11 protein-coding genes are annotated in these 13977 nt (G+C 65.7%); 10 read left to right on the top strand and 1 reads right to left on the bottom strand.

Annotated elements, in window-relative coordinates; genetic code table 11:
• The first annotated feature begins 269 nt into the window (after nucleotides 1-269).
• The 10 genes from C0R46_RS03360 to C0R46_RS03315 all read left to right on the top strand — a co-directional run bounded on the left by C0R46_RS03360 (nucleotide 270) and on the right by C0R46_RS03315 (nucleotide 12555).
• Nucleotides 270-878: a type II toxin-antitoxin system PemK/MazF family toxin gene (locus C0R46_RS03360; protein WP_102958145.1), complete on the top strand. Its 609-nt coding sequence runs from the start codon at nucleotides 270-272 to the stop codon at nucleotides 876-878.
• Between the two features lie 1306 nt (nucleotides 879-2184).
• A complete protein-coding gene (locus tag C0R46_RS03355) occupies nucleotides 2185-3228 on the top strand; it encodes a zinc-dependent alcohol dehydrogenase family protein (RefSeq protein ID WP_102958144.1) in 1044 nt (347 codons plus the stop codon).
• Nucleotides 3229-3699: 471 nt separating this feature from the next.
• Entirely contained in the window at nucleotides 3700-5268 is a 1569-nt protein-coding gene (locus C0R46_RS03350; RefSeq protein ID WP_102958143.1) for an ABC transporter substrate-binding protein, read from the top strand.
• 86 nt (nucleotides 5269-5354) lie between these two features.
• Nucleotides 5355-6314: an ABC transporter ATP-binding protein gene (locus tag C0R46_RS03345; RefSeq protein WP_102958589.1), complete on the top strand. Its 960-nt coding sequence runs from the start codon at nucleotides 5355-5357 to the stop codon at nucleotides 6312-6314.
• On the top strand, nucleotides 6311-7138 hold the full coding sequence (locus C0R46_RS03340; protein WP_102958142.1) for an ATP-binding cassette domain-containing protein: 828 nt from the start codon (nucleotides 6311-6313) through the stop codon (nucleotides 7136-7138). The genes C0R46_RS03345 and C0R46_RS03340 overlap by 4 nt, the downstream gene beginning before the upstream one ends.
• Before the next feature lie 12 nt (nucleotides 7139-7150).
• Nucleotides 7151-7894, top strand: coding sequence for a glycerophosphodiester phosphodiesterase (locus tag C0R46_RS03335; RefSeq protein ID WP_102958141.1), 744 nt, complete (start codon nucleotides 7151-7153; stop codon nucleotides 7892-7894).
• Nucleotides 7891-9315: an alkaline phosphatase family protein gene (locus tag C0R46_RS03330; RefSeq protein WP_102958140.1), complete on the top strand. Its 1425-nt coding sequence runs from the start codon at nucleotides 7891-7893 to the stop codon at nucleotides 9313-9315. Before C0R46_RS03335 ends, C0R46_RS03330 begins: the two co-directional genes overlap by 4 nt.
• Complete coding sequence (locus C0R46_RS03325; RefSeq protein ID WP_102958139.1) at nucleotides 9312-10250, top strand: ABC transporter permease; 939 nt, start codon at nucleotides 9312-9314, stop codon at nucleotides 10248-10250. Before C0R46_RS03330 ends, C0R46_RS03325 begins: the two co-directional genes overlap by 4 nt.
• Before the next feature lie 35 nt (nucleotides 10251-10285).
• Nucleotides 10286-11140 (top strand): ABC transporter permease, encoded by an 855-nt coding sequence (locus tag C0R46_RS03320; protein ID WP_102958138.1) that lies wholly within the window; start codon nucleotides 10286-10288, stop codon nucleotides 11138-11140.
• Nucleotides 11141-11613: 473 nt separating this feature from the next.
• Entirely contained in the window at nucleotides 11614-12555 is a 942-nt protein-coding gene (locus tag C0R46_RS03315; RefSeq protein WP_102958137.1) for a hypothetical protein, read from the top strand.
• An 8-nt stretch (nucleotides 12556-12563) separates the two neighbouring features.
• On the opposite strand, the gene C0R46_RS03310 is transcribed toward C0R46_RS03315, so the two are convergent.
• Nucleotides 12564-13874, bottom strand: coding sequence for a hypothetical protein (locus C0R46_RS03310; RefSeq protein WP_245413392.1), 1311 nt, complete (start codon nucleotides 13872-13874; stop codon nucleotides 12564-12566).
• Nucleotides 13875-13977: the final 103 nt, after the last annotated feature.

Genomic DNA, 13977 nt, shown 5'->3' with positions numbered 1-13977 from the left:
AGTAGGTGGTCGGGAAGGAGAGGACGGTAGTCTAAAGGGACGTGAGGTCCAGGTTTGCGGCATGTCCGGAGGCGATGGCTTCCCGACCCATCGTGCCACGGTCTGCGTCCCTGCCCCTGGCCGATGAAGGGTCACTGTCATTCGGTGCATGAGCCGCATGCCATGCAACATGAGAGCGCGAGCGTGCTATCCGCACTCCAAGGTCGGACCATCGCCTCCGGTACCGCCCGGGTGGATAGACCGCCTAACAACGAACGTGGAACGCATCGATGAACGACCGACCGATCCTGTCCCTGAAACCCAAGCTTGCCGAGGCAGGGGCGGAACGCGTCGCCGCGGCCGTCAGCGAGTTGCAGACGGCACCGCGCACCGGAACCGCCCAATACCAGGCAGGATCGATTGGATCGCTGCTGAATGTAGATGGGTGCTACGATGAATTCGGATCCTTCGCCGTCCGTGAAGGTCAGAAGCTCGCCATACGCGAACCGCGCATCATGGACGTGTTCTGGTGCAGGTTCACGGACGCGGTGTACCCCGAGTTCGGCAAACTGCGGCCCGTGCTCGTCGTCTCGCGCAAGAATCGGCTTGGGACGCATTCGCTAGTGCTGCCGATAACGACGGCGGCGGAAAACGCAGGCAGGACCGCCGCAGTGAAGCTGTCGAAGAATCCGAACCCCAACTCCGACGACGATTCCTGGGTCATCGCCGACCACCTGTACGCCGTGTCGCATTGGCGTCTCCAACGCTTTAAGGACAACGTCACCAAGGAACTCCGGACGCCGAAGATTTCGCAGGCTGATCTCGATCGCGTCCTTGACCGCCTCTGGGCGGCGCTGCCTAAGAGAAGGCCGCTTGACGCCGGAAACGCGCCGTCGTAATCATCTTCCATACAGCGTGACCGCAGCGATGCGGTTAGCGCCCAGGGGCCTCCTTCGGGAGGCCCTTCTAGTTTCTGGGTCCAGCACCCCGAGCGACCCTTCGGGCCGACGGCATGTAGCCGATCCGGAGCCAGCCGCCGGCCGCTGCGCCAGCCCCCTCTTCAGCGACACGACGGCGACGATCGGTCAGCTACAGGGGTAGTCGCCAGCCGAGGTCACCCGCCTCTGAGCGGACGCATCATCACGAACCGTCCTCAGCGGTTCTCCCCTTACTTGTTCAGCGTTTTGCAGCTACGGGATGCCATCAGGCAACCCCGCACCTTAAGTATGAACCGCTTCACGAGGAAAGTTTTCCTTCAGTGCGCAACATGGCGCTCACAACTTTGGTTTCGGGCTTCGCACGACTTTGGTTTCAAATCTCTGAGGTGCCGGAAAAGGCCAGCGATGTCGGCGGCTTGCGAGGCGGGAGTTTCACAACTTTGGTGACTCCGACAAAGACTTGTTGTCACGGCCCCGAAGAATGCACTCGGGCGCTTGTAGTTCGCACTCAATGCCGCCGTCTCGGTGCCTCAACTAACTGAGGCTATCAGACGACAGCCAAACCCTCCGACCGCCTCTCACGGGGCGGTCGGAAACTCTGAGGGGAACATTTCGTGAATCTCTAAGGAGAGCCCAGATGCCTATGGCATGCGATACTGCTGTCTGAACTGCGGCGGACGCTCAGAAGCCGTCGTCGAACCGGGCTTGGACGTCGGCTCTTTCCTCTCGAAGACGGTCGGCGTCCGCGCCGAAAAAGTAGCCTGTCGTCGCAGTCTCCCTCGAAGGAAAGATGGCGACTTCCAGTCTCTGAGACGCTCCGGACGCCTGTGGACAAAAGGTCGGGACGAACCCCTCCTCAACGCGCCTTCAGACCACCCAGGAAGATGGCGAGATAACTCGCTGCAGCCGCCGTACGACTCGAACGGATGTCCGGTGCCGGTCCCCAACCAGCTTGTTGGCGGCTGCTCACGAAGAAGGCGGCGAAACTCCTTCGGCCCAGCGGCTGGAGCGGGCATAGGCGCTCCTCATCGGCCTTGTCGAGACGAGAACGCCGTAGCCCATGGACATCGTGCTCTAGCTAATCCTGTTCCTGACGCCGAAGTTCGAGTAGTTCGAGCGATCGGCTCGAGCGGGATCGGCGGAGGACCGACCGCGAACCTCTCGGTCAAGATCCGGCTTCCTTACGGCTCGCCTGCTCGAAACAGCAATTGGTCGCGCTCACCGCTCGGGCGGCGACCCCTGCGGACACGAAACCCGGACGACGCAGATGAAAGCCATGCTCTTCGAGGCCTTCGGCCAGACACCCGGGATCCGCGACGTTCCGGATCCTGCGCCATCCCAGGACGGCGTCGTGATCGAGGTCATGGCAACGGGGCTGTGCCGCAGCGACTGGCACGGCTGGATGGGACATGACACGGACATCCAACTGCCTCATGTCCCCGGACATGAATTCGCGGGCGTCGTGGCCGCTGTCGGATCCGAGGTGCGGCGCTTCCGGGTAGGAGAGCGGGTGACGGTGCCTTTCATCGCCGCCTGCGGACAATGCCGCGAATGCCATGCAGGCCACCAGCAGGTCTGCGAGGCGCAGTTCCAGCCCGGCTTCACCCACTGGGGATCATTCGCCGAGTTCGTCGCCATCAACAGGGCCGACCACAACCTCATCCGACTGCCCGAGAGCATGGACTTCGCGACCGCGGCCAGTCTGGGCTGCCGCTTCGCGACCTCCTTCCGGGCGGTGGTCGACCAAGGCCGGGTGCGAGGCGGCGAATGGGTGGCAGTGCACGGAGCGGGCGGGGTCGGCCTGTCGGCGGTCATGATTGCCGCCGCTCAGGGTGCGCGCGTAATCGCCGTGGACGTGGCCGAGCCGAAGCTTGCGCTGGCCCGTGCCATGGGCGCCTGCGCCACCGTCAACGCGCGCGAGGCCGTCTCCGTGGTGGAGGCGGTGCGCGAGATCACCGGCGGCGGCGCGCACCTGTCGATCGACGCTCTCGGCCACCCCGAGACCTGCTTCAACTCGGTTTCCAACCTGCGGCGGCGCGGCCGCCACGTGCAGGTCGGGCTGATGCTTGCCGATCACGCGCGGGCCGAAATCCCGATGGCTCAGGTCATTGCGCACGAGCTCGAAATCTATGGCAGCCACGGCATGCAGGCTTGGCGGTACGACGCGATGCTGGAGATGATCCTCGCGGGCGCGCTGCGTCCGGACCGTCTCGTCGGCGAGACGCTCACGCTCTCGGATGCCGTCCCGGCCCTCGTCGCGATGGGAGAACGCGCTCCCGACGGGATCGCCATCATCGATCCGCGGCTTTGAGAGCACGCCGTAGCCAGGCGCCGGAGCCTTGGCGACCCACTTGCTCCGCGGGCAGCGTCGGCACCAGGTCTGTCCTTTCGGCGGCCCATGATTGAAACTTCCACTGCGCCCGACAGGCGCGAAGGAGTCGTTGGGGCCCCCGTGCAGTTAATGTCGGCCCGTCGGTCGATACTGACCGATGTCGGCTTCGTCTCGGCCCAGCCAGGCCCCATTTCCAACCGCCGCTGCTGCCAGCCGATGAGCTCAGGGACTTATTGAGCGGGATCTTTGTCCTCGCGGTCTGGGAGAATGCCGGCCAGATCACTCCCCGATTTTCGGCGACGTAGAGGTTACTCGTGGCGGACTCGTAAAGGGTGGAGTCGCCGTCGGCCATTGTGAATCGATGGTCATGGAGATGTCGCAGAGCTGTAACCGGGGCGTCTTGCTGGCGCGTTAGGCCCCTCCTCATCTCAATATGGGTGCGGAGCCGACATGTTCGACTGGACCACGAAAACCATCATCGTCGCAGGGGCCGCAGTCCTTGGCAGCCTTGCCGCAGCGCCCGCAGGCGCAGCCGACAGGCCTGACCTCATTGTGGCCGTCGCCGACAACCCGCCGACGCTCGAACCCGCCAAGGAGCTCTCGAACGTCGGTACGCGCATCACCTACTCCGTCTTCGACACGCTGATCCGCCGGAACTTCCTGTCGGCAGAAGGCGGCAGCGGTTCAGAACTCGTCCCCTCGCTCGCGACAAGCTGGAAGCGGGTTGACGACACGACGCTCGAACTGCAGCTGCGTCAGGGCGTGACATTCCAGAACGGCGCCGCCTTCAACGCCGATGACGTGATCTTCACCTTCTCGCCGGAACGTCTGATCGGCAAGGACTCGCCGCTGCCGCAGGGCCGCGCCTATTTCGGCGTGCTCGACCGCGTCGAGAAGGTGGACGACTTTACCGTCCGCTTCATCACCAAGGCGCCGGATCCGCTGCTTGAGCAGCGCCTCGCCTCCTGGGCGTCATGGATCGTCGACAAGGACGATTGGCAGGCGAAGGCCAAGGACAAGGGCTTCGCTCAGTTCCCGGTGGGCACCGGACCCTACATGCTCGACGATTACCGGGCCGACCAGTACGTCAAGCTGAAGGCTTTCGACGGCTACTGGGGCGGCAAGCCCACGGCGGCGACCGTCACCTTCCGGAAGGTCCCGGAGCCGGCTGCCCGCATCGCCGGTCTCGTCAGCGGCGAGTTCGACATCATCACCAATGTCGCGCCGGACCAGATCGCCCAGATCGACGCCTATGACGATGTCGAGACCCGCAGCGTCGTGCTCGCGAACGCGCATGTCCTTGTCTACAACACCCACAACCCCGTGCTGCAGGACAAGCGGATCCGCCAGGCGATGAACCTCGCCATCGACCGCAAGCTTCTGGTTGACGCACTCTGGGAGGGCAAGGCGGTCGTGCCGAACGGCCATCAGTACCCCGAATACGGCGACATGTATCAGGCGGACCGCCCCGCCCTCGGTTATGACCCGGAGAAGGCCAAGCAGCTCCTGCAGGAGGCCGGCTACAAGGGTGAGCCGATCATCTATTCGACCGAGCCGAACTACTACCTGAATGCCCTCCCCGCGGCGCAGGCGATCCTGGAGATGTGGAAGGCGGTCGGCATCAACGCCACCCTCAACGTGGTCGAGGATCTCGACTCGCTGCCCAACGACCAGCTGATGGTCCGCAACTGGTCGAATTCGACCCGCTATCCTGATCCGGTCGGCGGTCTCTGGAACACTTGGGGCCCTTACGGCTCCGCTCAGAAGACGTGGGAGAGCTGGGCGCCGACGGCGTTCAACGAGGTTGGCCAGAAGCTGGAAACGACGCTGGATCACGGCGCACGCTACAAGCTGGCCGTCGAGCTGATGGATCTGTGGGAGGACGACGCTCCCGGCACGATCCTCTATCAGCCCCTGGAAACCTATGGCGCACGCAAGTCCCTGAAGTGGCAGCCCTATACCTTCTACTACATGGATCTGCGCCCCGATAACCTGAAGGACGAGGCGCACGGCTCGTGATGCCGTCCTTCGTCCCAACGAGTGGCGCCGGCTCTGCCGGCGCCTCAACCGTTCTGCCCTTTGGCGCCGACAGGGCCGCCGATGCGATGCCTCCGGTGCTTTCGCTCGAAGGCCTGACCGTCGGCTCCGACGCGGTCGATCTCGTGATCGACGCCTCGCTCACCGTCGCCCCCGGCGAGACGCTCTGCCTCGTCGGCGAAAGCGGCTGCGGCAAGAGCCTGACCTGCCTCGCCGCGATGGGACTGCTGGCGGAACCGGTCCGCCGCAAGGCCGGACGCATCCGCTTTCTAGGAAGGGACCTCGGCGAACTGGACGAGCGGGACCTGCGCCAGATGCGCGGCCGCGACATGACGATGATCTTCCAGGACCCGGTGGCTTCGCTGAACCCGGTCCAGCGTGTCGGCTGGCAGGTCGCCGAGGCGCTCGTCATCCATGAGGGTCTGTCGTCCAAGGTGGCCGCACGCCGCGCGGTCGAACTCGTCGACAAGGTCGGCATCGCGGATCCGGAAGCCCGCGCCGGCGCCTTTCCACACCAGTTGTCCGGCGGCATGTGCCAGCGGGTGATGATCGCCATGGCGCTCGCCTGCCGGCCGCGGCTGATCGTGTCCGATGAAGCGACAACGGCGCTAGACGTGACGACGCAAGCGCAGATCCTGACGCTGATGCGGCGCCTGCAGGAGGAAACCGGCACGGCGATGATCTTCGTCACGCACGACCTTTCCGTGGTCGCGGAAATCGCCGACCGCGTCGCGGTCATGTATTCGGGCCGGATCGTCGAGACCGGATCCGTCGACGACATCTTCGATCATCCGTCGCATCCTTACACGCAAGGGCTCATGGACTGCCGCTTGCATGCCCTTTCGGCGACGGACGGGCGGCTCGCGGCTATCGGTGGAACGGTACCGAGGCCATCGGCCCGGCCTCTGGGCTGCGCCTTCCGCACGCGGTGCCCAAGGGCCTCGCAACGGTGCGCGATCACGCCGGACCTGCGGCCTATTGGGAGTTCGCAGCGGGTCGCGTGCCATTTCCCTGGACGGGCTCAGTGACCGCGGCGGTGCTGGAGCTTCGCGACGTGACCCGCCACTACGGCGGCAAGCGCCAGTGGCTCGGTCGCGGGGCTGCGATCCGCGCCGTCGACGGCGTCGATCTGACGCTGGCGGCGGGGGAAGTCCTCGGGATCGTCGGCGAAAGCGGCAGCGGCAAGTCGACCCTCGGGCGCATCGCGGCAGGAATCGAAGCGCCGAGCAGTGGCATGGTCACTTTCCAAGGGCAGCGCTACGCGCCGATCGATACGGCCGCGTGGCGGCGCCAGCGCAGGCGGGTACAAGTCGTCTTCCAGAACCCCTCGCAGGCGCTCGATCCGCGTCTGACGATCGCTGCGCAGATTCGCGGTGTACTGGCAGCCCACGGCATAGAGGCGCTCGAGCGCGGTGTCGATCGCACCGAAGCGATCCTCTCCCGCGTCGGCCTGACCGGACTCGGCACGCGTTTTCCGCATCAGCTCTCGGGCGGTCAGTTGCAGCGCGCGGTGATCGCGCGGGCGCTCGTCCTGTCTCCGGAAGTGATCGTCTGCGATGAAGCGGTCAGCGCGCTCGACGTTTCGGTCCAGGCTCAGATCCTGAACCTTCTCAAGGATCTGCAGGCTGAACTCGGTGTCGCCTACCTGTTCATCTCGCACGATCTCGGTGTCGTGCGGCATGTCAGCCACCGCATCGCCGTGATGCAGCGCGGTCGGATCGTCGAGACGGGGCCCGCAAGCGAGGTCTTCGCACGGCCGCAGGATCCCTACACGCGTTCGCTCATCGCGGCCCTTCCGGCGGCGACGCCCGCCGCAAGACGGGCCCGCGATGCGGCCCGTCAGGCAGCCTAGGAAAGAGTAGTCTTGGTTCAGAACACCCCGCCGTCGATCATCGCGCATCGTGGCTTTTCGGCTCGATGCCGCGAAAACTCGCCCGCCGCCTGGCTGGCAGCGACTGAAGCCGGCGCCGATCTCGTCGAGGTCGACATCCGCATGACCCGAGACGGCACGCTCGTGTGCTGCCACGACGGCGATCTCATGCGCCTGGCGGAGCGGCCGGAGGCGATCGCAGCCATGGACGCGCAGGAGCTCGCCGCCATCGTCGTCGACGGTGCCGCCGCGGCCCCGCCCCTGTCGCTCCTGTTCAGCGTCCTGCCCGAAACGCAGGCGATCCTCTTCGACGTCAAGGACGAGCGGCCGCAGGTGCTCGACCTCCTCGTTACTGCCGCACAGGCATCTGGCCGTGCCGATGTCACCTATGGCCTGCACGACATCGCGTCGGTCCGGCATGTGCGGACGCGCACGGATGCCCGCATCCTCGGGCTTCTCCGGGATGCCGACGACGCAGAACCCTTCTTTGCCGCCGGCGGCGACATCCTGAGGCTATGGGAGGTCGACGCAACGGCCGAGCGGCTCGGCACTCTCCGTCGGCGGCAACGGCCGGTCTGGGCGACCGTCGGGCATCACGGTACCGACCGTCGTGTCGGAGACTTCGACCCGTTGTCTTTGCGCCGCATGGCCGCACACGGCGTCAGTGGCTTTCTGGTCAACGATCCGGTCGCCGCGCGGGACACGCTGTCGAACGTGCCGTCGGACAGCGCCGCATGAGGACGGGTTCGATCCTTCTGGTCTGCTTCGATGGGCTGAGACGCGACCGCGTCACGCCCGACCGCATGCCGAACCTTTCGCGCTTCATGGCCGGAGGCGTCGACATGATCAACAGCCGGAGCGTCTTCCCGAGCGAAACCCGCGTTGCCACGACGAGCACCGTCACCGGCTGCTGGCCGGGTGAGCACGGGCTGGTCGCCAACCAGTTCTTCAACCGGGACGTGCTGCCGGACGGCCTCTTCAACACGGCCAAGCGCGAGAACCTGCTGCGCGCCGATGCTCAAGGCCTCCTCATCGATCGCGAGAGCCTTGGACAGCGGCTTGGCCGCGCAGGCCGGCGGTTTGCCATCGTCAGCACTGCGACGCCCGGTGCGACCTTCATGATGAGCTATGGTGCGGCCCGGCACGAGCAGCCCGTCTTCTCGGTTCACGAGGGCGTCGGCTCTCCGGCTCTGATGGCTGAAGCCGCCGAGCGGCTGGGTCCGGTGCCGGCCGCTGCCAGGCCGAATACGGCGCAGATCGACTACGCCGCTCGGGTCCTGACCGACCTCGTCTATCCGCGGCATCGTCCGGATCTTGCGATCCTCTGGATGTCGGACCCGGACATCACCTCGCATGGCTTCGGCATCGATGCGCCGGAGACGATCGCCGCCCAGCGCGGCTGCGACGACGCCTTCGGCCGCATTCTCGACTGGTCCGAGGCAGGCGACGGGCCGGACAACATCATCGTCATGTCCGACCATGGCCAGATCACCGGCAGCCGCCAGATCGATCTGAAGACAGCGCTGCCGGACTTCGCCGATCATCTTGCGCCGGGCTACTTCTCCGGCGTCCATCTGCCGGACCCGACGCGCGAAACCGTCGCCGCTGCCGTGGAACGGCTGACGAAGGAGCCCTGGTGCGGGCTCGTCTTCGTCAATCTGCCTGACGCTCCGGAGGAGAGCGTCGCCGGCGCGATCCCGGCCGCTGCCCTGGGCGGCGGCCATGCTCGTTCGGCGCCGGTCTCCTTCACGCTTCGCGCCGGTGGCGAGCCCGGACCCGGTTCGACGGAGTCCTGCCTGTTCGTTGGCGGCATCGCAGCCGGCGGCGGCATGCATGGCGGCCTGACACGAGGCGAACTCTCCACCGTCCTCGCCGCGTCAGGGCCGGCATTCTGCCGCGGCAAGCGGTCCGAGACGCCATGCTGGCTCCCGGACATCGCACCGACGATCCTGACGGTCCTCGGTCTTCCGACCGAGGGCACCAGCGGCCGGACCTTGCGCGAGGCGCTGTCTGACGGAGAGGCCGCCACGCCGCGCGTGGAGCGCCGCACCCTGACGGCGGCGATCGGCGGCCATCGGCAGGGCGTCGAGCAATGGATCGTCGAAGGGCGCGCGATCACCGACTTCGGCTGGTCGAGCGGAGGAGTGCTTCCGACATGAGCCCACAATTCGTCCTGACGAAGCTGTTTCGCGCCATCCTGACGCTCTTCCTGGCCGTCACCTTCGTTTTCGTCGTTCTCAGGATGTCCGGCGACCCGGTCGCGCAGATGCTGCCGGACGACGTGCCGGCTGCCGTGATCACGCAGTACCGCGAGATGTGGGGCCTCGACCGCCCGCTCCCGGAACAGTACCTGCGCTATGTCTCAGGGATCCTCAGCGGCAATCTCGGCTTCTCGTTCCGCGACGACCGACCGGCTCTGGACGTAGTGCTGGAGCGCGTACCGCTGACGCTCGAACTCGGCCTGACGGCGCTCCTCCTTACACTTGCCCTCGGCCTTGGTGCAGGCACTCTCGCCGCCCTCAAGCGTGGGTCGGGCACGGATCATGTGACGATGGCCTTCACCATCCTCGGTCACTCCATGCCCAACTTCTTCCTCGGAATCCTGCTAATCCTGCTCTTTGCCATGACCTGGCGGGTCCTGCCGAGTTCCGGGACCGGAAGCGTCAAGCACCTGATCATGCCCGCCGTGACGCTCGGCACCAGTTACGCCGCGACGGTGGCCCGCTTCACCCGCTCCTCGCTTCTGGAAGTGCTGCACCAGCCCTTCATGCGCACCGCCCGCGCCAAGGGCGTGCCCTTCCGCCGCAGACTCATGAGCCATGCCCTGCCGAACGCGGGGATCCCGATCGTCACCGTGATCGGCCTTCGCATCGGCGCTCTTATTGGCGGCGCCGTGGTGGTCGAGTCGGTCTTCGCCTGGCCGGGCGTCGGTCAACTCCTGGTCAATGCGGTCGCGTTCCGGGATCTCGCAGTCGTGCAGACGGTCGTTCTGCTGATCGCTTTCACCATGGTCGCCGTGAACTTCCTGGTCGACATCCTCTATGGCTGGCTCGATCCGCGTATCGGCTCCGCTCGAAGGGAGGTCTCCGCATGAGCGTGATCACCTGTCCAGTCACAGTGGGAACCGACATGCCTGCCCGGCCTCGCCGGCGGCGCTTGCCTCTGGTGATCGGCCTGTGCGTCGCCTGGCTCGTCCTCGTCCTGCTTCTCGCGCTCGGCGCCGACCTGATCGCACCCTACGGCTATGCCGAGCAGAGCCTTCTCCAGCGCCTCAAGCCGCCCGCCCTCCTCGGAGGCGACCCGGCCTTCCTGTTGGGCACGGACGGGCTTGGCCGGGACGTCCTGTCGCGGCTGATCTACGCCGTGCGGGCCAGCATTCTCATTGCATTCTGCGGCACGTTGATAGGCTCGGTGATTGGCACGCTGCTCGGGTTTCTGGCCGCGCATTTCCGTGGCTGGGTGGAAGAGGCCATCATGCTGCTGGTCGATTTTCAGGCCTCGATGCCGTTCCTGATCATCGCGCTGGCGATCCTCGCCTTCTTCGGCAACAGCTTTGAGCTGTTCCTGGTCGTCGTCGGCTTCTACGGCTGGGAGGTCTATGCACGCCTGACCCGCGGCCTCGTGCTGCAGGCTAACGCGCAAGGCTATGCCTTCGCCATCCGGACCCTCGGCGTCCATCCCGTTCGGATCTACATCCGCCACGTTCTGCCGAACATCTTGAGCGTCCTCGTCGTACAGGTGACGCTCAACTTCCCCGAGATCATCCTGCTGGAGACCTCGCTGAGCTTCCTTGGCCTTGGCGTTCAGCCACCGCAGACGAGCCTCGGCCTGATGCTGGGCGAAGGCCGCAACTACATCGCGACCGCATGGTGGATGGCGATCCCGGCCGGCATCGCCATCTTCCTGACGACGCTCTCGGTGAGCCTTCTCGGCGACTGGCTGCGCGATCGTCTCGATCCTACACTGCAAACGGCGAGAGACTGACGACTGGCCTCGGCGGCTACCCGGCTGCTCGCGAGCGCAGTGGGCAGCCGCCCGTCCGAATGTCCGCACCGCGCAGCGCTCCGTTCGATGTCCGCCGTCATCTCAACTGGATAGCTTACAGCAGAGCATTCGGTGTTCACTATAACGTCTTATACGCGAACGATGATCTTGCCGCGGGCGCGACCGGAAGCCTGCCGGGCGAAGCCCGCCGCAGCCTCGTCGAGGAATACCAAACGCCGGCGGCCGCTTCTGAACGACAAAGCTCTAGCCGGACAGTCACCTTTCGCCCCTTCATTGCCGTTCCGTCGCCTCTTGCGCGTCCCCCGAAGCCGTCGTTCAACACATCTCTTGTTGGGACGCTTATCTAATCTGACGCAGAAGCGGACCGTCCGCTCACTACCCGCAGCCGACGCTGCACCGTGAAGTGCATCGAAACCGCGGCCGGGCAGGCACGGCAAAGGAAGGAGAAGGCGGTGGCGAGCTATTCGGTCGATGATGCCCAACGCGATCTGGGCGCCGTATTGGACAAGGCACCCGCCGGCGCCGTCCGAGCTGAATGGACGGCGACCACCATGCAAGCGGGCCACGCCAGCCGCACCGGCAGCTACTATGACCGCAGCGGCGCGATGACATCCGGGGACGAGTCGAGGCTCGACATCATCGAGGAGGTGGTCGACCGGCTTGCCGCAAGCGCTGCGACACCCTTCAACACCGTGACGATCCGGTGGACCAAGGCAAAGCTTCCCTGGCAACGCGGCAAGGTCGATGTGACGACGGCATTCGAGCCTGCACTCGTGCCGCGCGGGCCTGATGATCCCGTCTACGATATCGTGGCAGAGGCACGGCGAAGCTTCTGGAACACCGTCGGCGCAGTCGACCCGGATTTCGCCAGCGAGCGCGCCGAGGCGAACATCCACGGCCAGACGAAGTGGTTCCAGCCCCATCGCCGGATCCTGCAGGTCCGAACCAACGATCAGGTGCTGCTGGCAACCGATGGCTTGTCGACCCCTTGGGCAGGCGTGACGACGCGGGAGAACGGGGTCGAGTGCGAGGTCTTCATGCGCCTCGGCGGCGTCGGCAACCCGCTCGCCGCGGACGAAAGGACGATCGCTCTCTGGGCACGCGTCCTGATCGGAGTGGGCGATCTGGTTGCGGATGGCTATCGCGTCCTGCGGGACGTTCAGACCAATGGCGCGATCCTGTTCTGCCGGCTCGATGAGGCCTGCCTGCCGATGACGTGGATGGCCCTCCACATGGACTCTCGGTCGATCGAGGGGCTGCCGTTCGGGCCGGTGAGCCTGATCGAGGCGACGCCGCTGCGCGAGGACGAAGTCGGCAGATTGGACAGCGACGATCCGTGGGACGCATCCGCCGCCAAGACGGCGCTGGGGAGGCGCAGCGCGGCCAAGCGCTGAGTGCCACCTCAGTCCTGCTTCAGGTAGTTCGACCCGTCGATCACAAGCAGGCTGTCGGAACCTTTGTCGGGTGCGAAGATCGAGTGGCGCTCGGTCTTCCCGTCGTCGCCGACGAGCTCCAGCGTGTAGCCCTCGACCCGGTAGCGGCCGCTTTCCGCCGGCCGTTCCCCGCTGGAGGCAACGCCGACGCTCGATCCACCCGTCTCGTTGCTCGACATCGCGCCGCTCGAGCCTGTCCGATGAAACGTTCCGTCCCGGCTCAGCGTCAGGAACCGCTCCGAACTCACCCCAGCAGAGCTGGTCGCGGTCATGCCGGAAGACGCGAAGAAGTAGCGCCACTGCCCCTCGAAGGACGTGCCTTCGGGAAACGGCGGCACGCGGTTGTAGCTGGCGTCAGCGATCGTCAGCCCATCATCGCTCCGCTTGAAGGGTCTCGTCTCGGCCGCGAGCGTTCCGAAGTCGTCGTCCACCGACCGCATCTCGATCTTGTCCCCGCCGGAGAACAGCCCGCCGACCTTGAGCGCGTAGATACCGCAGTCCCGCGGCTCCTTCCGGCAATGCCCGGAGATGTCGCCGTCTGCGGGCAATTCCGTCGCATAGAGGCCGGACGGGTCGAACACGGTGATCTCGCTATCGGAGTAGAAGTCCATCCCGCCGAAGGCGTTGGGCCGCACACCGGTGTCGAGGTGGGTATAGACGCCGTCGAGGCCACCATCGCCGCCTTTCGGGACGAGTTCGAAGGCGCGGTCACCCTCCTCCAGCTTCACCGAGCGAACGAGCGCGGCGAAGTCGGCCTCGGCGCTATCCTGCGCGTCGCCGCGAAGCTGGAGGTCGAGCAGCGCGAAGAAGGCCTGCTTGCCCTGGGAAGCCACACCGACGACGCGCTGTCCCGCCGACAGCTCGTTCAGGCGGCCGCAGCAGCGGTACTCGTGCCGAATCCTGTGGCCGTTGACCGTCGTACCCTCCGACCTGGTGGTGACGTCCTCCGACGGCATGCCCTTGATGAGGCCCACCACCGTATCGAAGCCCCTGTCGAAGGAGCCGGAGGTGCCGGCAAAGGGGCCGATCACCTGGATCATCGCGGCGCCCTTGCGGCGATTGTCCTCCGTCTTCGGGAACTCCTTCTGGAAGATGAGGCCGTCCTTGAGCTTTTGGGGCTTCCATCCGGAGCTTGCGTGCGGAACATCGAAGCTCATCGAGCCGATCGTCATGGTCTCGGCCACGGCATTTGCCGGGATCAACGCTCCCGACGCGACGAGCAGCAGAGCCGCCACGCGTCGTGCGACCCGACTCTGGCGTGACAGGAGGTGCAGCGTCATCGGCGTCTCCTTCGTTTGACTGGCGAAAGTAGTGCAGCCGGATGACGACCAAAATGCGAATTCAGCGCTTGACCATCGGTCAGCCCCCGCCGCTGGTGTGGCA

Origin of the sequence: Mangrovicella endophytica (genome assembly GCF_002893625.1) — a bacterium.
Classification (GTDB): domain Bacteria; phylum Pseudomonadota; class Alphaproteobacteria; order Rhizobiales; family Rhizobiaceae; genus Mangrovicella; species Mangrovicella endophytica.
The sequence above is the reverse complement of the archived record's forward strand: the minus strand, read 5'-3'. Positions and strand labels throughout refer to the sequence as shown.